Source organism: Desulfovibrio legallii (assembly GCF_900102485.1).
Lineage (GTDB): Bacteria > Desulfobacterota > Desulfovibrionia > Desulfovibrionales > Desulfovibrionaceae > Desulfovibrio > Desulfovibrio legallii_A.
Genome location: NZ_FNBX01000001.1, coordinates 238,588 through 263,346, shown reverse-complemented (window position 1 = coordinate 263,346; position 24,759 = coordinate 238,588). Strand labels below are relative to the sequence as shown.

The following is a 24,759-nucleotide window of genomic DNA, read 5'->3' as shown; positions in this document are numbered from 1 at the left end:
CCATGAGCATCAGCGTGGGGTGTGTGGGTTGCGGCAATATGGGCGGGGCCATTCTGGCGGGCCTGGCCCGGCATAAGGCGTATGACCTCTGCGGCTGCAACCGCAGCAGGGAAAAGCTGCGCCCCCTGGAAGCGCTGGGCGTGCGCGCCCTGCCGGACGCCCGGGCCGTGGCCGCTGCGGCCGACGTCATCGTGCTGGCCGTCAAGCCGTACCAGGCGGCGGCCGTGCTGGAAGAACTGCGCCCGGCCCTCACCCCCCACAAGGTGCTGGTCTCCGTAGCGGCGGGCGTGAACATGGCCAAGCTGACCGCCGCCGTGGAGGGCCGCTGCCCCGTGGTGCGCTGCATGCCCAACACGCCGGCCCTGGTGGGCAAGGGCGTGTTCGCCTTCTGCTTTGAGGATCCCGCCCTCAGCCCCGACGTCCGGGATCTGCTGCTCCAGGTCTTCGGCGGCCTGGGTCTGTGCGTTACCCTGCCGGAGGCCAGATTCACCGCTTTTTCCGCCCTCATCGGCGCAGGCCCGGCCTATGTCTTCGGCATGATGCAGGGGCTTGTTCAGGCGGGCGTCACCCTGGGCCTGCAGCACGCTGAGGCCCGGCAAATGGTGGTGGCTCTCTTTTCCGGCTCCGCCCTTATGGCCGAAAAAAGCCCCAAGCACCTCATCCGGCTCCGCGACGAAGTCTGCTCCCCGGCGGGGCTGACCATTGCCGGCGTCAACGTTCTGGACCAGGCAGGGCTTGCCGGCCTTCTGGTGGAAGCCGTCCTGGCTGCGGACCAGCGCGGCCGCGAAATGGAAAAAGAGTAACGCCCCGCCCCGGCGCTCCGGCGGCGGCACGGCCGGACGCACGCACCAAAAATGCCAGAGGCGCGGTCGGGATCCCTCCCGGCCGCGCCTTTGCAGTGGCATGCAGGGTACGCTTGCCACCCTGCGCAGAAAAAAGTTTTTTTGAAGGAGAGGGCCATATGCCTCCCTTCCCGCACCCGCCGCCTACGTCTACACTTCCTGCCCGGCGGCGCGCAGCTCCTCGCGGAAGCCCTGGGGCACGTCAAAACCGAGCTCAACAGCCTTGCGCGCGGCGTCTGCGGCGGCAGGGGCGTCGTTCTGGTCAAAGAGGGCCAGGGCCAGGTTGTTCCAGGCCGGGGCGAAGCCGGGGTGGGTTGCGAGGATTTTGCGGCACTGCTCCTCGGCGGCCTGGACCTCGCCCTGCATGTAATAGGCGGTGGCCAGGGCGTTCTGGGCCTGAACAAAATCCGGATCCCACTTGAGGGCCTTTTTCAGCGCCGTGACGGCCTTGTCCGGTTCGCCGCGCTGCAGGTGGACAAAGGCGATGTTGCTCCAGGGCACGGGGAATTTGGCCCGGCAATTGGCGGCCTCTTCGTTGTAACGCAGGCAGCCGTCCAGGTCGCCGCGTTCCAGGCAAATGCCGCCCAGCTGCACATAGGCTTCGGCCAGATGGGGCGAGTTGCGCACGGCGTTGAGGAGGGCCTCCTCGGCGGCTACGAAGTCGCGCTTGGTAAGCAAAGCCAGTCCCAGATTGTAGTAGTGGGTGGCGCACTGCTCATTCTGGGCGATTTCCGCCTTGAGGTCCGCAATGTATTCGTCCAGGTCGTCGTAACGCGCTTTCATAGCCTGTGCCCCTCTTTTTGCAGAAGATCATGGTACCACAGGCAGAATTCAAAGATGCCCAGGTACTTGTCGTCCTTGTTGATGACGCCCAGGGCGCATTCCGTGGCGCCTTTGGCGTAGTCCTTGCCCACTGTCCCCTTGCTGGAGGCATAGCGCAGAAACTCGCTGACCAGTTGCTGGGTGGTCCGGCGGGTCACGTCGGTCCGCAGGTCCAGGGGATCGTTGGGTTTCTGGAAAGGATCCCAGTTGTCGTAGCCGATGCGGTCCACAAATTTGCGCCGGCGCGGCTGCATTTTTTCGTAAATTTCGCGCTTAAGGGCTTCTTCTTCAGGCGTAAGCCGCTGCGGCGTGCCGTCACGAAAAACCGTTGCGGGAATATTGCCGAACATGCCGACTCCTTGTGTCAGGCCCGCGCCGGGGCCGCGCTCACTCCTGCTCCGGCTTTGCCGGGCCAATGCCCAGGTAGGCCTCGTCGTAGCGGGTGAGCAGCGCCATGGACAGGGGCACATAAACCTCGTGCAGCTCGGTAAAGCGGGTCTGCACTGCGCGGGCCAGGTCCAGGCTCAGGTCTTCCAGCCTTTGCTGGATTTTGTCCATATGAATGGTGGGATAGGCCTTGCCCGCGGCAAAGGCCGAAAAACCGCACACATGCCCCTGACCGGCGATGGCCGTGGGCACGCCGTAAACCCGGCAGGTAATGGGCCGGGCCGCGTAGAGCAGGCAGCGCTCATCCTCGCCCAGCAAGGGGCAGCGCAGCTTGAGGTGGGCGGCGCGCTCCATGATGCGGCCGGGATCCTCGCCGTCTTTTTCCGCCCGGTAAAGGTCGCGCTTAAGGCGCGTAGCCTGGCGGTCCGCCACGGCGGCGCGCTCCAGCACAGCCGAACGCTCCGGGCCATGGGGAAAGTGCGCCGCAAAGGCCCGGTTGACGTACATGGCCTCCACCAGAGAGAGGTCGAACAGGGCGTAACAGCAATCGCTGCAGCCCTCTTTACAGGCGACGCATTGGGGGTACTGGTCGCGCACCCGGCCAAAGAGGCCGTCGGCCTCCTGGCGCAGGGCCTCATAGCGGGCAAATATGGCGCTCAGATCTGGGATCATGACGTTCCTGTGGCAAAAGTAGGGAAATGCCGCCAGACGCGCGCGCCGGGCGGCACTTCAACAAATGGATCGGCGAGGGACTGCGCCCCGTGCCGCGGACGGGCGCGCCCACAGGCGCGACCGCCGATTCCACCGCAGTCGGATTCTAGTTTTCCTCAACGGTGATGGCGCTGGCCTCGCACACTTCCACACAGGATTCACAGCCCAGGCATTCTTCGGCGTTCACGGGTTCGGACTTGCCGTCCTTGATCTCGTAAACTTCCACGGGGCAAACGTCCACACATTCGCCACAGCCCACGCACTTTTCAGCATCAACATTCACATTGTAACCCATGGTGTCCTCCCGGATTGGCAGTAGTTCTGCCCATGTAGTACAGCGGCCAAAATCCGCTTGTGCAATGGATAGCTTTAGCCCCCCACCCTGTCAAGTGCCGAGCCCTGACCGCCCGCAACCCAGCGCGCGCCAAGGCTTTTTGGCCGGAAGGACCATCCCCCCGGCTGATGAAGGGGCTAAAACATTCTGAAATTTCAAACGCTTTTCCCTGTGGAAAAATCACGCTTTTTTCATGGGGGGCGCAGGGCCCCATAGGGGGTTCCGCCGCGCGCCGCACAGAAAAATTCCGGCCGCCCGGCCCGGTTACGGCGTCAGGCGCGCGTAGTAGCCTTTGCCCCCCCGCGCCACCTGCAAGAGCACCTGACCGGCCAGACGTTCCCGTCGAAAGGCCTGCAGAAGATCCTCCAGGCTGTGTACGGCGGCCGCGCCCACGGCCGTAATCACGTCGCCCTGGCGCAAAAAGGCGGCCGGTCCGTCCTGCCGCACCCGGCTCACCCGCACCTGCCGCCCGCTCTGGGCGGCGTCAAAGCCCCAGCGCCGTTCCATAAGTTCGCGGGCCGCGGCGTCGGTAAAGGGTGCAGGGGCCACGCTGCGCTCAAGGGGCGCGCCGTCGCGCCGCAGGTGCAGCCGCAGGGGCGTGCCCGCCGTCTGGTTGCGCAGAATATCCGCATAATCGCGCCTGTCGCGCACGGGCGCGCCGTTAACGCTCTCCAGAATGTCCCCGGCCGTCAGGCCCGCTCCGGCCGCGGGCGTGTCGGGAAAAACGCGAGTCACCAGCACGCCGCTGGCCTCGCGCAGCCCCAGGGCCATGGCCGCGCGGCTGTCCACATCCTGCAGATCCAGCCCCAGCCAGAGCGGGGCCACCCGGCCCCGACCCAGCAAATCGGCCATAACCCGCCGGGCCTTATTGCTGGGGATGGCAAAGCCAATGCCCTCGGCCCTGGCGTCTACCGCCGTGTTGATGCCGATAAGCACGCCGTCCAGGTTGAGCAGGGGGCCGCCGCTGTTGCCGGGATTGATGGCCGCGTCCGTCTGGATCAGGTCCGTAAAGGCCCCGTTTTTGCTGCGAATGGTGCGCCCCAGGGCCGAAACCACGCCCGTGGTCACCGTGTGGTTGAAGCCAAAGGGGTTGCCGATGGCCACCACCGTTTCGCCGGGCAGGATGTCGTCGGAATCACCCAGACGCACGGCGGGCAGATCGCGCGCGCCGCGCAGCTCCAGCACGGCGATGTCAAAATCGGAATCCGCTCCCCGCACCTTGGCGGCAAACTCCCGCCCGTCCAGCAGGTGGACCATGATCTCGTCCCCGCCGGCGATAACGTGGGCGTTGGTCAGCACCAGGCCCCTGGCCCCGTCCACAATAACGCCGGAACCAAGGCTCACCCGCTTCTGCCGCCGGGGCGCGCCGCCGAATTCCTCAAAACCGGGCAGCCCGGGGATGCCAAAGCCGAAAAACTGTTCCAAAGGCGAAAAACGCCGCCCCTCCACCACATGGGTGCTGGTGATGTTGACCACGGCCGGGGCCACGGCCTGCACCACCCGCACCACCGGCGTGAAGCGGGGGCTGCCGGGCGCCGGCGCGGCCGCGGCGGGCCAGGCCGCCAGAAAGCAGAACAAGGCCGTCAGCAAAAGCCGTAGCCGCAGGCCGCCCCGGCAGCGCGCGGCATGGCGGCCCGGGACGGCGGGAGAGGAAGGCAGAAATGCGCAGGTTCGGGACATGGTCGCTCTATCCTTAACGGAGTGGCATGGAGTGCTTTTTGTACATAAGCACGCCGCACGCCCGCGTAAAGGGGGAAGCCGCGACGAACTCCCCCCACAGCTTTGCAGACCGGCCCGCACGCCGGGTTGCCGAAAACCCCGCGCCGGGAGCGTTGCCGCGCCTTGTGCAGAGCGCAGGCCGCCGCCCTGCGCGAGCGCCGCCGGCCGTGCGGTGCGGATCCGCCCGCCCCTGGCCGTCGCCCCTTGCGCCCTCCGCGCCGACAGGCTACAGAAAAGCCCATGACAACAACACTTGACGCCATCGCCCCCGGCCTGCATCTGCCCGCCGAGGAGCCACAGACTCTGGAAAGCCGCACCCGCGAAGCCCAGGCCCGCCTGGACTCCCTCACCAAACCCCAGGGCAGCCTGGGCCGCCTGGAAGAACTGGCCCGCCGCCTGTACGCCTTGCAGGGCCGCCGCCCCTTGAGCGCGGCCCCGGCGGTCATGCTCACCGTGGCCGGAGACCACGGCGTGGCGGCCCGGCAGGTCTCGCCCTTTCCCCAGGACGTGACCCGCCAGATGGTCCGCAATTTCCTGCGCGGCGGCGCGGCCGTCAACGCCCTGTGCAAAACCGGCGGCATGGACCTTTTTGTGGTGGACGCCGGTTGCGCCGGCGGCCCCTTTGCGCCGCACCCCATGCTGCTGGACCGCCGCCTGGGCGACGGCACGGCGGACATGAGCCGGGGCCCGGCCATGAGCCGGGAAACCTGCCTGGAAGGCCTGCGCCAGGGCGCGGCCCTGGCGCGGGAGCTGGCCCGCCGCGGCTACCGCTGTCTGGGCCTGGGCGAAATGGGCATTGCCAATTCCACGGCGGGCGCGGCCCTGGGCTGCGCCCTGCTCCGCCTGCCGCCGGAGGCCATGGCCGGACCAGGGGCCGGGGCCGACCCCGCCATGGTGCGCCATAAGGCGGCCGTGCTGCACGAGGCCCTGGCGGCCAACGCGGCCCTGCTGCGCGAAGGCGACGCCGTGGACGCGCTGGCGGCCCTGGGCGGCTTTGAACTGACCCTCATGGCCGGGCTGCTGCTGGGCGCGGCAGGGGAACGCCTGCCCGTGCTGGTAGACGGCTTTATCTGCACGGCGGCCTGCCTGGCGGCCCTGCGCATTGCGCCGGAGGCCGCCCCGGCGGTCTTCCTCACCCACGTTTCGGCCGAGCCGGGCCACGCCGCCATGACGGCCGGCCTGGCGGATCTGCTGCCCGCGCCCCTGCTGCGCCTGGAGATGCGCCTGGGCGAGGGCACGGGCGGGGCCGTGGCTTACAACCTGCTGCGCTGCGCTGCCGCCGTTTTCAACGATATGGCCACCTTTGACGAAGCCGGCGTGGCGGAGAAGCTGGCGTGAAGGCCGCCGCGGCCCAAGCCCCCCTGCTGCGCCTGGAGGGCGTGACCCGCCGCTTTGCCGTCCGCCGCGGGCTCTGGGGCGCGCAGGGCAGCCTGCTGGCCGTGGACGGCGTGGACCTGAACCTGGCCCCTGGGGAAAGCCTGGGGCTGGTAGGCGAATCGGGCTGCGGCAAATCCACGCTGGGGCGGCTGGCCTGCGGCCTGCTGCGCCCCACGGCGGGCCAGGTGCTGCTGGAGGAACGGCCCCTGCCCCCGGCGGGCGCGTCCAGCTGGGCCGCCGGGCGCATCCAGATGGTGTTTCAGGACCCTTTCTCCTCCCTGAACCCCCGGCTCACGGTGCTGGCCTCCGTGGCGGAACCTCTGGCCGCCCAGGGCGTGCCCCGAAGGGAGCGGGAGGCCAGGGCCGCATCCCTGCTGGCCACCGTGGGGCTGGAAAATGCGGGCAGCCGCTACCCGCACCAGTTTTCCGGCGGGCAACGCCAGCGCGTGGCTGTGGCCAGGGCCCTGGCCACAGAGCCGCAGGTCGTGGTCTGCGACGAGCCCGTCTCCGCCCTGGACGCCTCAGTGCAGGCGCAGGTGCTCAACCTGCTCTGCGACGTGCGGGAACGCTTTGGCCCCGCCTACCTCTTCATCTCGCACGATCTGGCCGTGGTGGACTTTCTCTGCCCCCGGGTGGCCGTCATGTACCTAGGCCGGGTGGTGGAGGAAGCCCCCACCAGCGCGCTCCTGAAGGGGGCGGCCCACCCTTACAGCCGCGCCCTGGCGGAGGCCATGCCCGGCAAGGGCGGCCGCCCCCTGGAAGGCGAACTGCCAAGTCCCCTCAATCCCCCTCCGGGCTGCCCTTTCCACCCCCGCTGCCCCAAGGCCCGCCCCCTGTGCCGGGAATGCCCCCCGGAGTGGAAAGCCCTGGCCCCTGGCTGGCGCGTGCGTTGCCACCTGGCCTGAATCCGTCCCCATCCCAAACGCGCGGACGGCGGTTCCCCCTTGTCTTCCCTGCCCCTGGGCGATAGACTATGCGAATATACCGTCCGCCAGGACGGCTCAGACCTGCCCTGCCGGACCGCGTATGCAGCACAGCGCCTCCTCTTCTCTTTCCAGCACGGAACGCCGCATCCTGCTTGTGGTTCTGGCGGCCATCCTGGCCACCGGCTTGAGCACGCACTACATTTTTCAACGCACCCTCACCAGGGTCATGACCGCTACCCTGGTCAACCGCTCGGAGGCCATCTTCAGCCTGCTGCGCCCGCGCATTCCCCCCGCAAGCCTTACCGAAATCCGCAGCCGCGCGGATGAATCCGGCCCCCTTTACCGCAACACGCACCGCATGCTCGCCAACACCCGCCACCTCACGGCCGTGCGCCATCTGTACACGGCCAGCCGCGACGCGGAAGGCCGGGTCATCTATGTGGTGGACGGGCTGCCGCCCGAGGCCGACGATTTCCGCCATCCCGGCGAATTGCTGGAGCCAGAGGTTCTTCCCATGGTGCAGCGCTGCCTGGAGGGCCATCCCGTCCGCGAAGGCAAGGTGCTGGAAACCCCCTGGGGCAAAATCATCCCCGCCTGCGCGCCCGTGCCCGGCGACCGGGGCGCGCCCGGCGCGCTGGTCATTGAATACGATCTGGACGGCTTCGCCACGGGCATGCGCCGCTCCTTTTCCTACAGCCTCCTGACCACGGGCTGCATCGCCCTGGGCATTGCCGCCATTACGGCCTGGCTGCTGCGACGGCTGGCCGTACCCCTTTATCGCCGCCTGGCCTACACGGACCTGCTTACCGGCGTGAACAACCGCAACGCCTTTGAGCTGGATATGCGCCGCCTGCATCCGCAGGGCGAGGCCAAAGGCCTCATCCTCCTGAACTGCGACCTCAACCTGCTCAAAACCATTAACGACCAGCGCGGTCACGCGGCGGGCGACGCCGCCATCCGCACCCTGGCCGGGCTGCTGGTGCGGCAGTTTCAGGGGACAGGGCAAACCTACCGCATCGGCGGCGACGAATTTGTCGCCGTGCTGCGCGGCATGACCGCCGAAGGCGTGGCCCAGGCCGTCCTGGACATGGAGGTCAAGGCGCGGCACGTCAGCATCGCCGGCTTTCCCCTGAGCTTCGCCTGGGGCATGGCCGCCTTTGACCCTGACCAGGACGCGGACCTGCACGCCACCCTCACCCGCGCCGACGCCCGCATGTACGCCGACAAACGCAACCGCAAAGAACCGCAGACAGAACCGCGGGAAACGACACCGCAGCCCTGACGCCCCGGAAGACGACGCTCGCCCCCGGCCCCCTCAAACGGCAGCGGCCTTGGGGCACAGCCACGAGAGGACGTGGGGCGGCGGCCTTGCCTTGCGGCCGGGGCGTTGGTAAAAAGCCCGGTTGCGAGGTAGCCATGTCCAAAAAATCCGTCACCCGTGTGGATCCCCTGACTCTGGCCCTGCCCCCCGGCGGCGTGGACAGCCACGCCCATCTGGACGGCGAAGAATTTGACCAGGACCGCGAAGCCGTGCTGGAACGCGCCAGGGCCGTGGGCCTCAGCCAGGTGGGCAACATTTTTCAGGGGCCGGAAACCTTTGCCGCCCGGCGCGGCCTGTTCGACGCCCATCCAGAGGTCTTTTTTGTCCTGGGCGTCCACCCCTGCGAAGGGCAAAACTGCACCCCGGCCTGCCTTGCGGCCATGCGCGCCGCCTTTGCCGCCGAGCCCCGCCTGCGGGCCGTGGGCGAAATCGGCCTGGACTTCCACTGGCAGGACTGCCCGCGCGAAATCCAGTTTCAGGCCTTTGCCGACCAACTGGACCTGGCCCGCGCCTGCGCCCTGCCGGTGGTCATCCACTGCCGCGACGCCGAGGAAGAAGCCCTGGCCCTGCTGGAGGCGCGCGGCTTTGCGGGCTACCCTCTGCTCTGGCACTGCTTCGGCAAAGGGCCGGATCTGGCCCGCCGCCTGGTGCGCAACGGCTGGCACATTTCCGTGCCCGGCCCCGTCACCTACAAAGCCAATGAGGCGCTGCGCCAGGCCGTGCCCCTGATCCCCGCCGACCGCCTGCTGCTGGAGACGGACGCCCCTTACCTCTCCCCCCACCCCTGGCGCGGCCAGCGCAACGAACCGGCCTTCACGGTCTTCACGGCCCAGGCCCTGGCCGCCGCGCGCGGCGAAGATCCGGCCCTGCTCTGGCAGCGCTGCGGCCAGAACGCCCGTCGCTTTTTCGGCCTGGAAGCCCTGGCCTGACCACATCAGCCGAGCCGCCCCGGTCAGCGGGCGCACCCCGCCGCCCCTCCCCGGCAAAACTTGCCCGTCCGCGCCAGGGTTTTGGCGCGCCAAAGCGGCCTTTGCTCGCCACGCGGCCCGTCCTCCCGCAGGGGCTCACAACTAACGCATTGAGTTACAATTATTTTTTTATTCTGGCACGCAGTCTGCATTCTCCAGAGCACGCCATGAGCGTAATGAGCGTTCTGAACACAACAGCCTGAGCTGGGGAGGAAACCATGAGCAATCAGCTGGATTACGAGATCAACAAGGAACTGGGCGAGTGCTACCTGTTTATGGGCGATTTTGACAAGGCCGAGGAATACTACCGCAAGGCCGCCAACAGCGGCGCGCAGAGCGCCGCCCCCTACATGGGCCTGGCCACTGTGGCCGTGCAGCGCTCAGAGCTGGACAAGGCCCTCGTCCTCTACCAGAAGGCCGCCACCGTGGAAGAAACGGACAAAGCCCTCTGCGGCATCGGCCTGGTGCTCATGGAGCAGGGCAAGCACGAAGAGGCCTTTGACCATTTCGCCCGCGCCCTGCACAAATCGGCCGAAAACATGGTGGCCCTCAACTGCCTGGTGCGCGAGGCCTACCAGCTGGGCCGGGTGGAAGAAGCCCTGCCCTACCTGGAAGACACCCTGCAGACCGGCGTGGAGGCCGAAGCCGTGCGCGTTACCCTGGCCGGCTGCCTTATCTACCTGGGCCGCAGCGACGAAGCCCGCCAGCACCTGGAAACCGTGCTGGGCGTCAACCCAGGCAACGCCAGCGCCAAGGAACTGTTCGACACCATGGCCGCCTAGCTGCTGCGCCGCACAACCTCCCCTCCCCATACGATTTTCCGGTCCCGGTGGACGTCGGGGCCGGAAAATCCTTCCGCAGGAGGGGCCGCGCCGTGCACCATCCCTGAAGTTCCTTCAGGGATTTTTTTTGGGGGTTGCGCGGCAGGCCCTTTCCCCGTTGACGCGCTCCGCCCCAACGGCTATAGAGCCAGCTGTTCCGTTAGCGCGCCCCGCAGGGCAACGCGCCGCGCGCCCCGCGCCGCCCTGCCAACCTTCCGCGCGCCATTGCAGCCTCCGGATGTCGCCATGCAGCTGCCTGTTCCCGTTGTTACCGTAGGGCTTTTGCTCTGCTCCAACGTCTTCATGACCTTCGCCTGGTACGGGCACCTGCGCTATAAGGGCGCGGCCCTGCCCCTGGTCATCCTCACCAGCTGGGGCCTCGCTTTCTTCGAGTATACCCTCCAGGTGCCGGCCAACCGCATCGGCTACGGCTATTTTTCCGCAGCGGAGCTCAAAACCGTGCAGGAGGTCATCTCGCTCAGCGTATTCATGGCCTTTTCCGTCCTCTGGCTGCACGAACCCCTGCGCTGGAACCATGTGCTGGGCTTCGCCCTCATTGTAGTGGCGGCCTGGGTCATCTTTAAAAAGTGGTAATCCCATGTGGGAACTGACGCTGCCCGTCCTTCTGGCGGGCATGGCCGCGGCCCTGGGCGGCGGCTTTATCGACGCCATTGCCGGCGGCGGCGGGCTGGTGACCATGCCCATGCTGCTGCTCACCGGCGTGCCCCCGCACATGGCCCTGGGGGCCAACAAGGTCAGCGCCTGCCTGGGCACCGGCGTGGCCCTGGGCAACTTCGCCCGCAGCCGCCTGGTGCTCTGGCGCGTAGCCCTGGCGGGCCTGGGTTTTTCTCTGCTGGGCTCCTGGGCGGGCTCCCGCCTCACCCTGCTGCTGGACGCCGCCCTGCTGGGCAAAATCCTGGTGGCCCTCCTGCCCGTGGGCCTCTGCGCCACCCTGCTGCCCAAAAAAGACCGCAGCCTGCCGCCCCTGCCCTTGCAGGGCCCGCGCTTCTGGCTGCCCATTGCCTTGGTCTGCCTGCTGCTGGGCGCGTATGACGGCTTCTTTGGCCCCGGCACCGGCAGTTTTCTCATCCTGGCCTTCCACTGGGTGCTGCGCATGGGCCTCATGCAGGCTTCGGCCACGGCCAAGGTGCTCAACCTGGCCTCCAACCTGGGCGGAGCTCTGGTTTTCATCCTGAGCGGCGTGGTGCTCTGGAAGCTGGCGCTGCCCATGGCCGCAGCCTGCTGCCTGGGCAACTGGCTGGGCAGCCGTATGGCCATCCGGGTGGGGCCCGGCGCCGTGCGCCGTTTTCTGGTGGTTTCGCTCAGCCTGCTGCTGGTCTCTTTGTTCTGGCAGTATTTTCTCGCTCCCGGCGGCTAGCCCCGCGCCGCACGGGCAGACGGCCGCGGCATGCGCCTTTTTTCTTCAGGTTGCGAGCCGTGCAGGGCCGCGCTACACTGCCCAGGCAAACCGAGGGTAGACCTATGAAAATCACCATCCTGGACGGCGCTGTGCTCAACCCCGGCGACGTGGACTGGGGCCCCGTCACCTCGCTCGGCGAGGTGACCATTTATGACGAAACCCCGCCGGAAAAGCTGGCGGAACGCGCCAAAGGCGCGGACGTGCTTCTGACCAACAAAACGCCCCTCCGCCGCGACGATGTGGACAAAATCCCCGACGTGCGCATGGTGGGCGTGCTGGCCACGGGTTATAATACTGTGGATATTGCCGCCCTGGCCGATCGCGGCGTGCCCGTGTGCAACGTGGTGGCCTACGGCGTGAGCGACGTGGCCCAGCACGCCATGGCGCTGCTGCTGGAGCTCTGCCGTCACACCAGCCTGCACACCGCAAGCGTCAAAAAAGGCGACTGGCTCAAGTGCCGCAGCTGGTGCTACTGGAAAATCCCGCCCGTCTGTCTGGAGGGGCTGACCATGGGCCTCATCGGCTTCGGCTCCATCGGCCGCCGCATGGGCGAGCTGGCCCACGCCTTCGGCATGAGCGTGCTGGCCTACTGTCGCACGCCTAAGGATCCGCCCGCCTACAGCCCCTTCGCCTTTGCTTCGCTGGAGCATCTGCTGGCCGCCGCCAACGTGGTTTCCCTGCACTGCCCCCTTACCGAAAGCACGCGCCACATCATCAACGCCAAAACTCTGGCCCTCATGCCCAAGGGGAGCTTTCTGCTGAACACGGCCCGCGGCCCCCTGGTGGACGAGGCCGCCGCGGCCGCCGCCCTCAAAAGCGGCCAGCTGCGCGGCCTGGGCACGGACGTGCTCTCCACCGAGCCCCCCAAGGCGGACAACCCCCTGCTCACCGCGCCCAATACGCTGATCACGCCGCACATTGCCTGGGCCACCACCCGCGCCCGTCAGAACATCATCGACCTTACGGCGGAAAACATCCGCCGCTGGCAGGCCGGTACGCCCATCAACGTGGTCAACGGGGTCAAATAGCCGTGCACATAGACATCCATACCCACGCCTTCCACCCCAAAATAGCGCGCAAGGCCGTGGACCACCTCAACGCCTACTACAAGCTCACCTGCGCGGGGGACGGCACCATCGACCACCTGCTGGCCCGACAGACCGCCGCCGGGGTGGACAAATGCGTGGTGCTCTGCGCGGCCACGGCGCCGGCCCAGGTCATTCCGGCCAACAACTACGCCCTGGCCCTGCAGCGCGCCCATCCGGACAGAGTTCTGGCCTTCGGCACCCTGCACCCCGGCTACGCGCCGTGGGAAAAAGAGCTGGATCGCCTTAAGGCCGCGGGCATCCGGGGCCTTAAGCTGCATCCGGACTTTCAGGGCTTCCGCCTGGACGACCCGCGCCTGCGGCCCATCTTTGAAGCGGCCCAGAAGAATTTCATTTTTGAAATCCACATCGGCGACGCCATGCGCCCGGAGCGCGCGCCCTCCTGCCCTTACAAACTGGCCGCCATTCTGGACGCCTTTCCCGGGCTGCGCGTCATTGCCGCGCACTTCGGCGGCTACCGCATGTGGGCCCACTCCCTCAAGGTGCTGGGCAGTCGGCGGCGCGAGAACCTCTGGCTGGATACCTCCAGCACTTCGCCCTTTGCCACGCCGCTTCTGCTGCGGCGCCTGCTGGCCGCCTTCCCGCCGGAGCGGATCCTTTTCGGCACGGACTGGCCCCTCTACGATCCCCTGGACGAACGTCGCCGGCTGCAACAAAAATCCGGCCTCAACGATGCGGCCATGGACCGCCTGCTGACCAACGCCGCGGCCCTTTTCGGCCCGCAAAGCGCGCCCGCAGCCGGAAGCGACGCGGCGACAACGCGGATATCCCTGGCTGCCGGGCATTGACAGACAGCCCCTTACCGGCTAAAGCAGGGCCAGGCCGGGCGGCGGCAGCACTGCCAACCCCGTCAGGTCCGAAAGGAAGCAGCGGTAACAGCCGCTGCCGGGTGTCCGGCCCCTGAAAGCCGCAACGCTGCGTCGTTGCGGCTTTTATATTACCTGCGGGGCAAAACGACCCTGCAACGACGCGCCCAGCGCCGCCGGGGGCCGACCAAGCCCAGGCAAGAGCCCTTCCCCATACGGCCGTTTCGCCCTATACTGCCGCGAAGCACCGCACAAAGGGACGGCGGCGACAGTTTTTACGCCCCTGCCGCGGCTTTTTTGCGTATGACACTCCTCCTATTGAAGGCAGTATGAGCACCCCACGCCCCGGTTTTTCCATCCTTGTCTGCCCGGACGGCCAATTGCTGCGCGCCCGGCTGGAACGCCTGCTGGCGGCCCATCCGCCCCGCGCGGGGCAATGGGAACGCCGCGTTTACTGGGGCGACGAAGAACCGCCCGCCGCCTTCTGGGAGGAGCTGACCCTGCCCGGCCTGCTGGGAACCTCCCGCGCGCTGGTGGTGCGGCAGGCCCAGCTCTGGCCCGTGGCGGTGTGGAAAAAACTTTCACGCGCCCTGGCCCGCCCCTCGGAGCAGTGCTGGCCGTTTTTATGCCTGGAAGTCCCCTGGGAAAAAGGGCAGCCCAAACTGCCCGCCGCCCTGGCCAAGCTGCACTGCTTGAAATTTGCCGCGGCGCAGGACTGGCTGTGGCGGCACGAGGGCCTCACCCCTTACAGCCTCAAAAGCCACCTTGTGCAGCGGGGCAAGGCCCTGGGCCTGCGCTTTGCCCCGGACGCTCTGGAGCGGCTCTGCGCTTCCGTGCCGCCCGACGCCCGGGCCGTGGAAAACGAACTGGAAAAAATCCTCCTGCTGCGGGCCTCGCTGACGGCCCAGGGCGCGCCCTTGCCCCCGGAGGTGGATCTGAGCCAGATCCCCACAGGCGGCTGGAGCCCGGACTGCAATATTTTTTCCTGCATCCGCCATATGGAGGCGGGCAACCTTGCCCCTCTCTGGCAGGAGCTGGCCCGCAACGAGGACGGCGCGAGCCTGCTTTTCTCCTTCCTGGCCCTGCTGGACAGGGAGCTGCGCCAGCTCTGGCAGCTCAAGGCCGGAGAAAACATCCGCCTCTACCCCAAGGAGGCCGCCGCCAAACGCGCGCTGGCCGCGCGGCTGAGCGCGGAAACCCTGGCCGCGGCCCTAGCCGAGATTGTGGACGCCGAATGGCAGGTCAAAAGCGGCCGCCGCAGCCCGGAGCAAAGCCTGGACTTTCTGGCCGCGCGCATCACGGGCCTGCTGGCCCCGGCGGGCGCGCCCCGCTGAACGGCCGTACCGACACGAGACCCCGACGCAGCGCGTCTTTGCGCCGCGCGCCCCTTGCACACCTCGCAAAACTGCTTATGTTATGACAGCAAAGCCGGCATCCAATCCCCCCGCGTATCTTGGTCACCGCGCCAGAGTGCGCGAACGGCTGGCCCGCGAGGCCACGGCGGTGGCGGATTACGAAGTGCTGGAGCTTTTGCTGGGCTATGGTCTGACCCGCAAGGATACCAAGCCCCTGGCCAAGGAGCTGCTGCAGCGCTTCGGCAGCATCCGGGGCGCGCTGGACGCCCGGCCGGACGAGCTGCTGGCCGTGCCCGGCTTTGGGCCGGGCCTGCTGACCTTCTGGCAGGTGCTGCGCGAAACGCGGGCCCGCAGCGCCGCAGCCCCGGTGCGGCGGCGCGAGGTGCTGGCCACGCCGGAGGCCGTGGCCGGGATGGCCCAGGCCCGACTGGCCGGCTGCCCGCACGAAGAGTGCTGGATTGCCCTGGTGGACCAGCGCAACGGCCTCATCGCCTGGGAGCGCCTGCGGCGCGGCGGCGTGGCGGAGGTGCCCCTCTACCCGCGGGACGTGCTGGAGGCGGCCCTCACCCGCAAGGCCAGCGGCATCATCCTGGTCCACAACCATCCCGGCGGGCACGCCCTGCCGTCGCAGGCCGACAAACTGCTGACGGAAGAACTGCAAAGGCTTGCCCCGCGCCTGGGCCTGCGGTTCCTGGACCATGTTATCGTCACTGAGGGAGACTGCTACAGCATCACGCAATCGCAGCGGATACGCTTGCAGTCGGGGAGTTATACATGAGCGATTTTGACGAAAAAACCACTTTGACGCCCACCGGCCAGACGCCCGACGCGGACGCGACGCCGGAACGTGAAGCCGTTGCGCCCGAGACGCACGAGCACGAAGGCGGCCCGGCCGCGCAGGCCGTGCCCGACGTGCTGCCCGTGCTGCCCGTGCGCGATGTGGTCATCTTTAATTATATGATCCTGCCCCTGTTCATCGGGCGGGAAAAATCCGTGCGCGCTGTGGACGCGGCCCTGCAGAACGGCCGCCACCTGCTGGTCTGCGCCCAGAAGGAAGAGGGCACCGAAGACCCCCGGCCTGAAGACCTCTACCAGGTGGGCACGGTGGTGCAGGTCATGCGCATGCTCAAAATGCCCGACTCGCGCGTCAAAATCCTGGTGCAGGGCGTGAGCCGCGCCAGGGTGGAGGCCTTCAGCCGGGTGGAGCCCTACCTGGAAGCCCGCATCGCCACCATGAGCGAACGCACGGCCGTTACCGACGCCACGGTGGAGGCCCTGCTGCGCTCCGTGCGGGAGCAGAGCGAAAAGGTGCTCACCCTGCGCGGGCTTTCCTCGCCGGACGTGCTGGCCGTGCTGCAGGGCGTGGACGACCCCGGCCGCCTGGCGGACCTCATCGCCGCCAACATGCGCCTCAAAACCGCCGAGGCCCAGCGCATTCTGGAAACGGAAGACCCCATAGAGCGCCTCATGCTGGTCAACACCCAGCTCCAGCGCGAGGTGGAGGTGGCCACCGTGCAGGCCCGCATCCAGAGTTCCGCCCGCGAAGGCATGGACAAAGCGCAGAAGGACTACTTCCTGCGCGAGCAGCTCAAGGCCATCCGCAATGAGTTGGGCGACAAGGACGAAGAGGGCGAAGAAGACCTGGAAAACCTGCGCAAGGCCCTGAACAAGGCCGGCCTGCCCAAGGACGTCCGCAAAGAGGCGGACAAGCAGCTGCGCCGCCTCTCCGGCATGCACGCCGACTCCTCCGAGGCCAATGTGGTGCGCACCTATCTGGACTGGCTGGTGGATCTGCCGTGGAAGAAGCTCTCCCGCGACCGGCTGGACATCGCCCACGCCAAGGAAATCCTGGACGCGGACCACTGCGGTCTGGACAAGGTCAAGGACCGCATCCTGGAGTTTCTGAGCGTGCGCAAGCTCAACCCGCAGTCCAAAGGCCCCATCCTCTGCTTTGCGGGCCCTCCCGGCGTGGGCAAAACCTCCCTGGGGCGCTCCATCGCGCGGGCTCTGGGCCGCAAATTCCAGCGGCTCTCCCTGGGCGGCATGCACGACGAGGCCGAAATCCGCGGGCACCGGCGCACCTACGTCGGAGCCATGCCCGGACGCATCATCCAGGCCCTCAAGCAGGCCGGCACGCGCAATCCCGTCATGGTCCTGGACGAGGTGGACAAACTGGGCACAGATTTCCGGGGCGACCCCTCTTCCGCCCTGCTGGAAGTGCTGGACCCGGAACAGAACTACACCTTCAGCGACCACTACCTGAACGTGCCCTTTGATCTCTCCAAGGTCATGTTCATCTGCACGGCCAACCACCTGGATACCATCCCGGCGGCCCTGCGCGACCGTATGGAGGTCATCTCCCTGCCCGGCTACACCTTGCAGGAAAAGACCGAAATCGCCCGCAAGCACCTGCTGCCCAAAAAAATTGAGGAAAACGGCCTGGAAGCGGGCGACGTGAACCTGAGCGACGCGGCCCTGGTCAAAGTGGTGCGCGAATACACCCGCGAGGCCGGGCTGCGCAATCTGGAGCGCGAGCTCTCCTCCATCTGCCGCAAGCTGGCCCGCCGCAAGGCAGAAGGCGAAAAAGGCCCCTTCAAAGTGGGCGCGGCGGACGTGGAAAAAATCCTGGGCGCGCCGCGCTTCATAGAGGATGAAAAGGAAAAAACCCTCCTGCCCGGCATGGCTCTGGGCCTGGCCTGGACCCCGGCCGGCGGCGAGGTGCTTACCGTAGAGGCCACGGTCATGAAGGGCAAGGGCGGCCTCACTCTTACAGGGCAACTGGGCGACGTTATGAAGGAGAGCGCCCAGGCCGCCCTGAGCTACATCCGCAGCCGGGCCGACGAGCTGGGCGTGGACCCCGGCTTCGTAAGCAAGCACGATATCCATGTGCACGTGCCCGCGGGCGCTACGCCCAAGGACGGCCCCTCGGCGGGCGTCACCCTGACCACGGCCCTCATCTCGGCCCTCACCGGCCGCCGCGTGCGCGCCGACCTCTGCATGACCGGCGAAATCACCCTCCAGGGCCGGGTGCTGCCTGTGGGCGGCATCAAGGAAAAAATCCTGGCGGGCGTGGCCCGCGGCCTCAAGCATGTGGTCATCCCTTACCAGAACGTAAAGGATCTTGAAGACGTGCCCAAGGACCTGCTCCGGCGCATCAGCGTGCACCCCGTACACCACTACGACGAGCTGCCGCCCCTGGTCTTTGAGGACGCCAAAATAACCGGCGGCGCGCCCGACGCCAAAACCGGCGGGGCCAAGGCCGCCCGCGCCCCCAAGGCCAAAGCCGCCGCGGCGGCGCGGCGGCGGGAAGGCGCTGAGGCCTAGTGCGCCTGGGCGACTACCTGGTCCTGGCGGGCCGACGATTGCACAAGGCGGGGGCGGACAGCCCCCGCCTTTGCGCGCAGGCCCTGGCCGAAGCAGCCCTGGGCCTCAGCCGCCTGGAGTGCGTGCTAGCGGCGCAGCGGGAACTGACCGCCGGCGAGCTGGCCGTCCTGGACGCCCTCATGGACCGTCGGGCCACGGGCGAACCCCTGGCCTATATCACTGGACACAAAGAATTTTACGGCCTGGACTTCCTGGTCGCGCCCCAAACCCTCATCCCCCGGCCGGAAACGGAGCTGCTGGTGGACGCGGCCCTGGAGCTCCTGCCCGACCCGCACACGGCGCTCCGCTTTGCGGACCTGGGCGCGGGCTGCGGCTGCATCGGCCTGACCCTGGCCCACAGCCGCCCCTTGTGGCGGGGCCTGGCCCTGGACCTGAGCGCGGCGGCTCTGGCCGTGGCCCAGGCCAATGCCCTGCGCCTGGGGCTCGCGGACCGGGTGCGCCCCGTGCGGGCTGACCTGTTCGCCGCGCCCCTGCAGCCCGAAAGCTGCGGCCTGGTGGTAAGCAATCCCCCGTATGTGGCCGCGGCGGAGCGTCCCCAGGTCATGCAGACCGTACTGCGTTTTGAGCCCCACACGGCCCTTTTTTCGCCGGAGAACGGCCTGGCCCACCTGCGGGCCGTTGCCCTGGCCGCGGCCCGGGCCCTGCGTCCAGGCGGCTTCGTGCTGCTGGAGCACGGGGCAGCCCAGGGGCCCTGCGTGCAGGCCCTGCTGCGGGAAGCGGGCTTTGCCGCCCCGGCTACGCGCCAGGATCTGGCCGGGCTGGACCGTTGCACTTACGGCCAAAAGGGCATAGGGTAACGCTCGTTTTTCCGCGTCCGTCGCGGAGGGCCGCCCCCAGGCACGGTGCGCCGCAAACAGAAAATTGCCGCAAAATGCATTTTTTGCTTGCCAAGCAGGGGGGAAATGGCTAAGAAGCAGTGTTGCCGCTGGCGTAGCTCAACTGGCAGAGCAGCTGATTTGTAATCAGCAGGTTGCGGGTTCGAGTCCCATCGCCAGCTCCACAAAAAGCAGAACAAAGATCGGAACGCCGGTCTTTGCCAAGCTCTGTGGAGGGGTTCCCGAGTGGCCAAAGGGAACAGACTGTAAATCTGTCGTCGTAAGACTTCGGTGGTTCAAATCCACCCCCCTCCACCACCACTTTTCCGCTTCCCCTGAGGGACGGTAGGTGGGTGGTTACAAAAACTGCCTTGGCTGTAGGAGACAGGAAGCCTGTCGGGGTACTACGGTAACGTGCGGGAATAGCTCAACGGCTAGAGCATCAGCCTTCCAAGCTGAGGGTTGCGGGTTCGAATCCCGTTTCCCGCTCCATTCCTGCCGGTCCTGCCCCCCTTCAGTCATCTTGTCCGCCAATGCACGTTCCCTGGTGTCCAGGGACTGAATGCGGACAGCGGGCCGCCCTCACGGCCTTGCCCCCTGCCGCAGCCGTTACGCGAGGAGCAGGCGTTACAGCACGCGCGAACCCGGATTTATCAGTGTAACGCAGGTAAAACGCAAAACTTTTTTCTCCAGGGAGACGTACAATGGGCAAGGAAAAATTTCAGCGCAAAAAGCCCCATGTAAACATCGGCACCATCGGCCACATCGACCACGGCAAGACCACCCTCACCGCCGCCATCACCAAGATCGCCGGCCTCAAGGGCGAGGGCCACTTCGTTTCGTATGACGAAATCGACAAGGCCCCCGAAGAAAAAGAACGCGGCATCACCATCTCCACGGCCCACGTGGAGTATGAAACCGACAAGCGCCACTACGCGCATGTGGACTGCCCCGGCCACGCCGACTACATTAAGAACATGATCACCGGCGCCGCCCAGATGGACGGCGGCATCCTGGTGGTGGCCGCCACCGACGGCCCCATGCCCCAGACCCGTGAGCACATCCTGCTTGCCCGTCAGGTGGGCGTGCCCCAGCTGGTGGTCTTTCTGAACAAGTGCGACCTGGTGGACGACGAAGAGCTGCTGGAGCTGGTGGAAATGGAAGTGCGCGAGCTGCTCTCTTCCTACGACTTCCCCGGCGACGACGTGCCCGTCATCCGCGGCTCCGCCCTCAAGGCTCTGGAAGCCGACAGCGCCGACGCCCCCGAAGCCAAGTGCATCCTGGACCTGCTCCAGGCCTGCGACGACTTCATTCCTGAGCCCGTGCGCGATATCGACAAGCCCTTCCTGATGCCCATTGAAGACGTGTTTTCCATCTCCGGCCGTGGCACCGTGGTGACCGGTCGTGTGGAGCGCGGCGTCATCAAGGTGGGCGACGAAGTGGAAATCGTGGGCATCAAGCCCACCCAGAAGACCACCTGCACGGGCGTGGAAATGTTCCGCAAGCTGCTTGACCAGGGCCAGGCCGGCGACAACATCGGCGTGCTTCTGCGCGGCACCAAGCGTGACGACGTGGAACGTGGCCAGGTGCTTGCCGCGCCCAAGACCATCACGCCGCACAAGAAGTTCAAGGCTGAGGTGTATGTGCTCTCCAAGGAAGAAGGCGGCCGTCACACCCCCTTCTTCACTGGCTACCGTCCGCAGTTCTACTTCCGCACCACGGACATCACCGGCGTCATCGATCTGCCTGAAGGCGTGGAAATGGTCATGCCCGGCGATAACTCCCAGTTCATCGTGGAGCTCATCGCCCCCATCGCCATGGAAGCCGGCCTGCGCTTCGCCATCCGTGAAGGCGGCCGCACTGTGGGTTCGGGCGTCGTGACCGAAATCATCGAGTAACGCCATGCGAGTTAACATCATCCTGGCCTGCACTGAGTGCAAGCGCCGCAACTACAGCACCCGGAAGAACAAGAAGACCACCACCGGGCGGCTGGAAATGAAAAAATATTGCCCCTGGGACAAGAAGCACACCGTGCATCGCGAAACCAGGTAACATTCTTCCGCCGGGGGGCGGCAAGCCCCCCGGACGGCGCGCAGGGCAGTAGCTCTAACGGCTAGAGCGGCGGTCTCCAAAACCGCAAGTTGGGGGTTCGAATCCCTCCTGCCCTGCCATTTTTTATCCCCGGACGCACCATGGCAAAAAAACAGGCTCAAGCCGTTGACGATAAGGCGGCCAAAGGTCCCAATCCCGTGGCCCGCTTTGCCCGCTATGTGGAGGACTCCAAGGTCGAACTGCGCAAGGTCACCTGGCCCACGCTGCAAGAGACGCGCAAGGCCACCCTGGCCGTGCTGGGCTTTGTTGCCGTGATGGCTGTCATTCTGGGGCTGGTGGACCTTGGTCTCTCCTCCCTCATCAAGACCATACTGTCCTGAAGGCCGATATGAAAGAACCCGTTATCGACGAAACTTCCGAGCTTTCCAAAAAAGCTCGCTGGTATATTGTGCACACCTACTCGGGCTTCGAGCAGCGCGTGCAGAAGACCATTAACGAGTTGCGCCGCACGGGGCAGGACCAGGGCCTGATTGAAGAGGTGGTGGTGCCTACCGAAAAGGTTATTGAGCCCACCAAGGGCGGGCAGCAGCGCACCTCCACGCGCAAGTTCTACCCCGGCTACGTCATGGTGCGCATGGTCATGACCGACCTTTCCTGGCACCTGGTGCAGTCCATTTCCAAGGTGACCGGCTTTGTGGGCGGCAAAAACCGTCCTACCCCCATGCGCGATGCCGAGGCCGAGCGCATTCTGGCCCTGATGGAAACCCGCAAGGAAACCCCGCGGCCCAAGTTCAATTTTGACCGGGGCGACGAAGTGCGGGTTATTGAAGGGCCCTTCGGCGGCTTTAACGGCGTGGTGGAAGACGTGAATTACGACAAGGGGAAACTGCGCGTCTCTGTATCCATCTTCGGCCGGCAAACGCCGGTGGAGCTGGATTTCGTGCAGGTTTCCAAAGGATAACGCGGCCCCTTTTGCCCGGGTGTTCCGCCAAGGCTTCCCTTGCGCGCGCCCGGCTCTTTAATGACCTGCCCGCGCGGGCCTGCCCGCGCCACAGCAGCGATGAAGGATTACGCACATGGCCAAAAAAGAAGTTGCCAAAATCAAATTGCAGATTCCCGCCGGCGCGGCCAATCCCTCGCCGCCGGTGGGTCCGGCCCTGGGCCAGCACGGCCTGAACATCATGGGCTTCTGCAAAGAGTTCAACGCCCGCACCCAGGACCAGAAGGGCATGATCATCCCTGTGGTCATCACGGTGTACGCTGACCGCTCTTTCACGTTCGTCACCAAAACGCCCCCGGCTTCCGTGCTGATCATGAAGGCCGCCAAGATTGAGAAGGGCTCCGGCGAACCCAACCGCAACAAGGTGGGCAGCCTGACCCACGCGCAGGTGGAAGAGATCGCCAAGGTCAAGCTGCCGGACCTCAACGCCGCCAGCCTTGAGTCTGCGGTCAAGTCCATTGCGGGCACGGCTCGCAGCATGGGCATCGACATCAAGTAAGCTCGCGTGCCGCCGGGAGCGCCGCCGGCGCTTCCCCTTTGCAGCGCGGCGCAACGGCCTTGTGGCGGCGGACGCGCCGGCGAAGAACGTCGGAAGTTTGCGGCCCGCCCTCGTTGGAATCAATTGTACTGCCGGCCCCGTGCAGTCGGGCCCCGGCAGGAGATGCAAACGACAAGGATTATCCCATGCCCAACCATGGCAAAAAATTTCGCAAAGCCCTTGAAGGCGTCAGCCTTCAGGAGCGTTTCAGCATTGAAGACGCTGTGAGCAAGTCTCTGGCCGCCGCGTTCGCCAAATTTGACGAAACTGTGGACGTGGCCATCCGCCTGGGCGTCGACCCCAAATACTCCGACCAGATGGTGCGCGGCGCCGTCACCCTGCCCCACGGGCTGGGCAAGACCGTGCGCGTGGCCGTGTTCTGTAAGGGCGAGAAGCAGGCCGAGGCCCGCGAGGCCGGGGCGGACGCGGTTGGCGCGGAAGACCTGGTGGCCAAGGTCAAGGAAGGCTGGCTCGACTTTGACGCCGCCGTGGCCACGCCCGACGTTATGGCCCTTGTGGGTCAGATCGGCCGTGTGCTGGGCCCGCGCGGGCTCATGCCCAACGCCAAGACCGGCTCGGTCACCTTTGACGTGACCAAGGCCGTCAATGAGCTCAAGGCCGGCCGCGTGGACTTTAAAGTGGACAAAGCCGGCGTGCTGCACGCGCCCCTGGGCAAGGTTTCCTTCGGGCCTGAAAAAATTCTGGGCAACCTCAAGGCCCTGCTTGAGACCGTCAACCGTCTCAAGCCTTCGGCCGCCAAGGGCTCCTACATGCTTTCCATGGCCGTTTCCACCACCATGGGCCCCGGCTTCAAGGTGGACATGGCCCAGGTCAAAAAATTTCTTGAAGGCTAAACCTTCAGGAGCGCCCCCGGCCCTGCGGTTTGTCCGCGGTCTTGCGGGACGCACTGTCTGAGGAACGGGATTTCGAGTCGAAGACGGTAGGCGGGGGCAACCCCTTAATCTGCCTGCCCAGACGCTTCTTCTTTGGCTCGGCATTCCACCTGGCAACCCCAACGTGAGAGGTATCACGTGAACAGGTCTGAAAAAGCCGCCGTTATTGAGGCCATCAAGGCTCGCGCCGAGAGGGCTTCCTTTGCGGTGCTCACGGACTTCAAGGGCATGTCGGTGGAAGAGCTGACGAACCTGCGTGTCAGCCTGCGCAAGGCTGGCGGCGAATACCACGTCGTCAAAAACACGCTGGCCCGTATTGCTCTGACCGACGGCACGCACGCCGCTATCAAGGACAAGTTCCACGATAACTGCGGCGTGGCCTTTGGGTACGACGACCCGGTGGCGGTGGCCAAGGCGCTCAGCGATTTTGCCAAGCAGAGCAAGCTCTTTGAGCTGCGTTGCGCCAGCCTGGACGGCAAGGCGCTTGACGCCGCCCAGATTGACGCCCTGGCCAAGCTGCCCGGTAGGGAACAGCTTCTTGGTCAGCTGCTCGGCACCATGAACGCCGTACCCACCAATTTTGTGTCGCTGTTTGCCAACCTGCTGCGCGGCCTGCTCTACGCCCTCAAGGGCATTGAAGAGCAGAAAGGCAAGGCCGCCTAAGGCCCCCGCAACGCAGCCAAGCCAATTTATTCAGGAGACATGTCATGGCCATTACCAAAGAAGAAGTTGTTGAATTCATCTCCAACATGACGGTGCTTGAACTTTCCGAATTCATTAAAGAGCTGGAAGAGAAGTTCGGCGTTTCCGCCGCCGCCCCCGCCGCCGCCATGGTTATGGCCGCTCCGGCCGCCGGCGCTGCCGAGGCCGCCGAAGAAAAGACCGAGTTCGACGTGGTGCTGAAGGAAGCCGGCGCCAACAAGATCGCGGTCATCAAAGTGGTGCGCGCCCTTACCAGCCTGGGCCTCAAAGAAGCCAAGGAAAAGGTGGACGGCTGCCCCTCCACCCTCAAGGAAGCCGTCTCCAAGGACGAAGCCGAGGAAGCCAAGAAGCAGCTTACCGAGGCCGGCGCCACTGTGGAGATCAAGTAGGTTCCGCGCAAACCGGAATCTTTGGGGCGGGGCCGCGCGGCTCCGCCCTTTTTGTTGCGGGGGCGCGGCCG

Annotated in this window: 27 protein-coding genes, 4 tRNA genes and 1 other RNA gene; 27 read left to right on the top strand and 5 right to left on the bottom strand. The window is 66.2% G+C overall.

The window, feature by feature from the left end:
• Positions 1-2 precede the first annotated feature (2 nt).
• Complete coding sequence (proC, locus tag BLS55_RS01175) at positions 3-803, top strand: pyrroline-5-carboxylate reductase (protein WP_092152491.1); 801 nt, start codon at positions 3-5, stop codon at positions 801-803.
• Positions 804-992: 189 nt separating this feature from the next.
• Here proC and BLS55_RS01170 read toward each other — a convergent pair whose 3' ends face one another.
• The 5 genes from BLS55_RS01170 to BLS55_RS01150 form a co-directional block, all read right to left on the bottom strand.
• The gene (locus BLS55_RS01170) at positions 993-1,625 is read right to left on the bottom strand and encodes a tetratricopeptide repeat protein (protein ID WP_092152490.1); all 633 of its coding nucleotides are present in this window, start codon (positions 1,623-1,625) and stop codon (positions 993-995) included.
• Positions 1,622-2,014 (bottom strand): hypothetical protein, encoded by a 393-nt coding sequence (locus tag BLS55_RS01165; RefSeq protein WP_092152489.1) that lies wholly within the window; start codon positions 2,012-2,014, stop codon positions 1,622-1,624. The genes BLS55_RS01170 and BLS55_RS01165 overlap by 4 nt, the downstream gene beginning before the upstream one ends.
• A gap of 37 nt (positions 2,015-2,051) precedes the next feature.
• The gene (locus BLS55_RS01160; protein ID WP_092152488.1) at positions 2,052-2,723 is read right to left on the bottom strand and encodes a YkgJ family cysteine cluster protein; all 672 of its coding nucleotides are present in this window, start codon (positions 2,721-2,723) and stop codon (positions 2,052-2,054) included.
• A gap of 145 nt (positions 2,724-2,868) precedes the next feature.
• A complete protein-coding gene (locus BLS55_RS01155) occupies positions 2,869-3,057 on the bottom strand; it encodes a ferredoxin (RefSeq protein ID WP_092152487.1) in 189 nt (62 codons plus the stop codon).
• Positions 3,058-3,360: 303 nt separating this feature from the next.
• Complete coding sequence (locus BLS55_RS01150; protein ID WP_092152486.1) at positions 3,361-4,776, bottom strand: trypsin-like peptidase domain-containing protein; 1,416 nt, start codon at positions 4,774-4,776, stop codon at positions 3,361-3,363.
• A 279-nt stretch (positions 4,777-5,055) separates the two neighbouring features.
• Here BLS55_RS01150 and cobT point away from each other — a divergent pair, with 279 nt between their 5' ends.
• The 26 genes from cobT (at position 5,056) to rplL (ending at position 24,688) form a co-directional block, all read left to right on the top strand.
• Positions 5,056-6,153 carry a nicotinate-nucleotide--dimethylbenzimidazole phosphoribosyltransferase gene (cobT, locus tag BLS55_RS01145; RefSeq protein WP_092152485.1) on the top strand — a complete coding sequence of 366 codons (1,098 nt, stop codon included), beginning with the start codon at positions 5,056-5,058 and terminating at the stop codon, positions 6,151-6,153.
• A complete protein-coding gene (locus BLS55_RS01140; protein ID WP_092152484.1) occupies positions 6,150-7,097 on the top strand; it encodes an ABC transporter ATP-binding protein in 948 nt (315 codons plus the stop codon). The genes cobT and BLS55_RS01140 overlap by 4 nt, the downstream gene beginning before the upstream one ends.
• Positions 7,098-7,218: 121 nt before the next feature.
• Positions 7,219-8,400 carry a sensor domain-containing diguanylate cyclase gene (locus BLS55_RS01135; protein ID WP_092152483.1) on the top strand — a complete coding sequence of 394 codons (1,182 nt, stop codon included), beginning with the start codon at positions 7,219-7,221 and terminating at the stop codon, positions 8,398-8,400.
• 134 nt (positions 8,401-8,534) lie between these two features.
• Complete coding sequence (locus BLS55_RS01130) at positions 8,535-9,368, top strand: TatD family hydrolase (RefSeq protein WP_092152482.1); 834 nt, start codon at positions 8,535-8,537, stop codon at positions 9,366-9,368.
• 257 nt (positions 9,369-9,625) lie between these two features.
• Complete coding sequence (locus tag BLS55_RS01125; protein WP_092152481.1) at positions 9,626-10,189, top strand: tetratricopeptide repeat protein; 564 nt, start codon at positions 9,626-9,628, stop codon at positions 10,187-10,189.
• Between the two features lie 285 nt (positions 10,190-10,474).
• A complete protein-coding gene (locus tag BLS55_RS01120; protein ID WP_092152480.1) occupies positions 10,475-10,822 on the top strand; it encodes a DMT family protein in 348 nt (115 codons plus the stop codon).
• A gap of 4 nt (positions 10,823-10,826) precedes the next feature.
• Positions 10,827-11,606 carry a sulfite exporter TauE/SafE family protein gene (locus BLS55_RS01115; protein WP_092152479.1) on the top strand — a complete coding sequence of 260 codons (780 nt, stop codon included), beginning with the start codon at positions 10,827-10,829 and terminating at the stop codon, positions 11,604-11,606.
• 104 nt (positions 11,607-11,710) lie between these two features.
• Positions 11,711-12,676 (top strand): D-2-hydroxyacid dehydrogenase, encoded by a 966-nt coding sequence (locus BLS55_RS01110; RefSeq protein ID WP_092152478.1) that lies wholly within the window; start codon positions 11,711-11,713, stop codon positions 12,674-12,676.
• A 2-nt stretch (positions 12,677-12,678) separates the two neighbouring features.
• Positions 12,679-13,542: an amidohydrolase family protein gene (locus BLS55_RS01105; RefSeq protein WP_092152477.1), complete on the top strand. Its 864-nt coding sequence runs from the start codon at positions 12,679-12,681 to the stop codon at positions 13,540-13,542.
• Positions 13,543-13,572: 30 nt separating this feature from the next.
• Positions 13,573-13,658, top strand: an RNA gene (gene ffs / locus BLS55_RS01100) — signal recognition particle sRNA small type.
• A gap of 231 nt (positions 13,659-13,889) precedes the next feature.
• On the top strand, positions 13,890-14,894 hold the full coding sequence (locus tag BLS55_RS01095) for a DNA polymerase III subunit delta (RefSeq protein WP_092152476.1): 1,005 nt from the start codon (positions 13,890-13,892) through the stop codon (positions 14,892-14,894).
• Between the two features lie 82 nt (positions 14,895-14,976).
• Positions 14,977-15,693, top strand: a complete 717-nt coding sequence (locus BLS55_RS01090) for a JAB domain-containing protein (RefSeq protein WP_092152475.1) — start codon at positions 14,977-14,979, stop codon at positions 15,691-15,693.
• Positions 15,690-18,239: an endopeptidase La gene (lon, locus tag BLS55_RS01085; protein WP_092152474.1), complete on the top strand. Its 2,550-nt coding sequence runs from the start codon at positions 15,690-15,692 to the stop codon at positions 18,237-18,239. Before BLS55_RS01090 ends, lon begins: the two co-directional genes overlap by 4 nt.
• Entirely contained in the window at positions 18,239-19,096 is an 858-nt protein-coding gene (prmC, locus tag BLS55_RS01080; RefSeq protein ID WP_092152473.1) for a peptide chain release factor N(5)-glutamine methyltransferase, read from the top strand. Before lon ends, prmC begins: the two co-directional genes overlap by 1 nt.
• Before the next feature lie 127 nt (positions 19,097-19,223).
• Positions 19,224-19,299: transfer RNA gene (locus BLS55_RS01075), tRNA-Thr, on the top strand.
• Between the two features lie 47 nt (positions 19,300-19,346).
• Positions 19,347-19,432: transfer RNA gene (locus BLS55_RS01070), tRNA-Tyr, on the top strand.
• A 98-nt stretch (positions 19,433-19,530) separates the two neighbouring features.
• A tRNA-Gly gene (locus BLS55_RS01065) sits at positions 19,531-19,606 on the top strand.
• Between the two features lie 212 nt (positions 19,607-19,818).
• Positions 19,819-21,012: an elongation factor Tu gene (gene tuf / locus BLS55_RS01060; protein WP_092152472.1), complete on the top strand. Its 1,194-nt coding sequence runs from the start codon at positions 19,819-19,821 to the stop codon at positions 21,010-21,012.
• Between the two features lie 4 nt (positions 21,013-21,016).
• Positions 21,017-21,166 (top strand): 50S ribosomal protein L33, encoded by a 150-nt coding sequence (rpmG, locus tag BLS55_RS01055; RefSeq protein WP_092152471.1) that lies wholly within the window; start codon positions 21,017-21,019, stop codon positions 21,164-21,166.
• Positions 21,167-21,208: 42 nt separating this feature from the next.
• Positions 21,209-21,285 (top strand) — tRNA-Trp (locus tag BLS55_RS01050).
• Positions 21,286-21,306: 21 nt separating this feature from the next.
• A complete protein-coding gene (gene secE, locus BLS55_RS01045) occupies positions 21,307-21,546 on the top strand; it encodes a preprotein translocase subunit SecE (RefSeq protein ID WP_092152470.1) in 240 nt (79 codons plus the stop codon).
• Positions 21,547-21,554: 8 nt separating this feature from the next.
• Positions 21,555-22,127, top strand: coding sequence for a transcription termination/antitermination protein NusG (gene nusG / locus BLS55_RS01040; RefSeq protein WP_092152469.1), 573 nt, complete (start codon positions 21,555-21,557; stop codon positions 22,125-22,127).
• Between the two features lie 115 nt (positions 22,128-22,242).
• Positions 22,243-22,665 carry a 50S ribosomal protein L11 gene (rplK, locus tag BLS55_RS01035; protein ID WP_092152468.1) on the top strand — a complete coding sequence of 141 codons (423 nt, stop codon included), beginning with the start codon at positions 22,243-22,245 and terminating at the stop codon, positions 22,663-22,665.
• 185 nt (positions 22,666-22,850) lie between these two features.
• Complete coding sequence (gene rplA, locus BLS55_RS01030; RefSeq protein WP_092152467.1) at positions 22,851-23,558, top strand: 50S ribosomal protein L1; 708 nt, start codon at positions 22,851-22,853, stop codon at positions 23,556-23,558.
• A 177-nt stretch (positions 23,559-23,735) separates the two neighbouring features.
• The gene (rplJ, locus tag BLS55_RS01025; protein WP_092152466.1) at positions 23,736-24,260 is read left to right on the top strand and encodes a 50S ribosomal protein L10; all 525 of its coding nucleotides are present in this window, start codon (positions 23,736-23,738) and stop codon (positions 24,258-24,260) included.
• 44 nt (positions 24,261-24,304) lie between these two features.
• Positions 24,305-24,688, top strand: a complete 384-nt coding sequence (rplL, locus tag BLS55_RS01020; RefSeq protein WP_092152465.1) for a 50S ribosomal protein L7/L12 — start codon at positions 24,305-24,307, stop codon at positions 24,686-24,688.
• Positions 24,689-24,759: the final 71 nt, after the last annotated feature.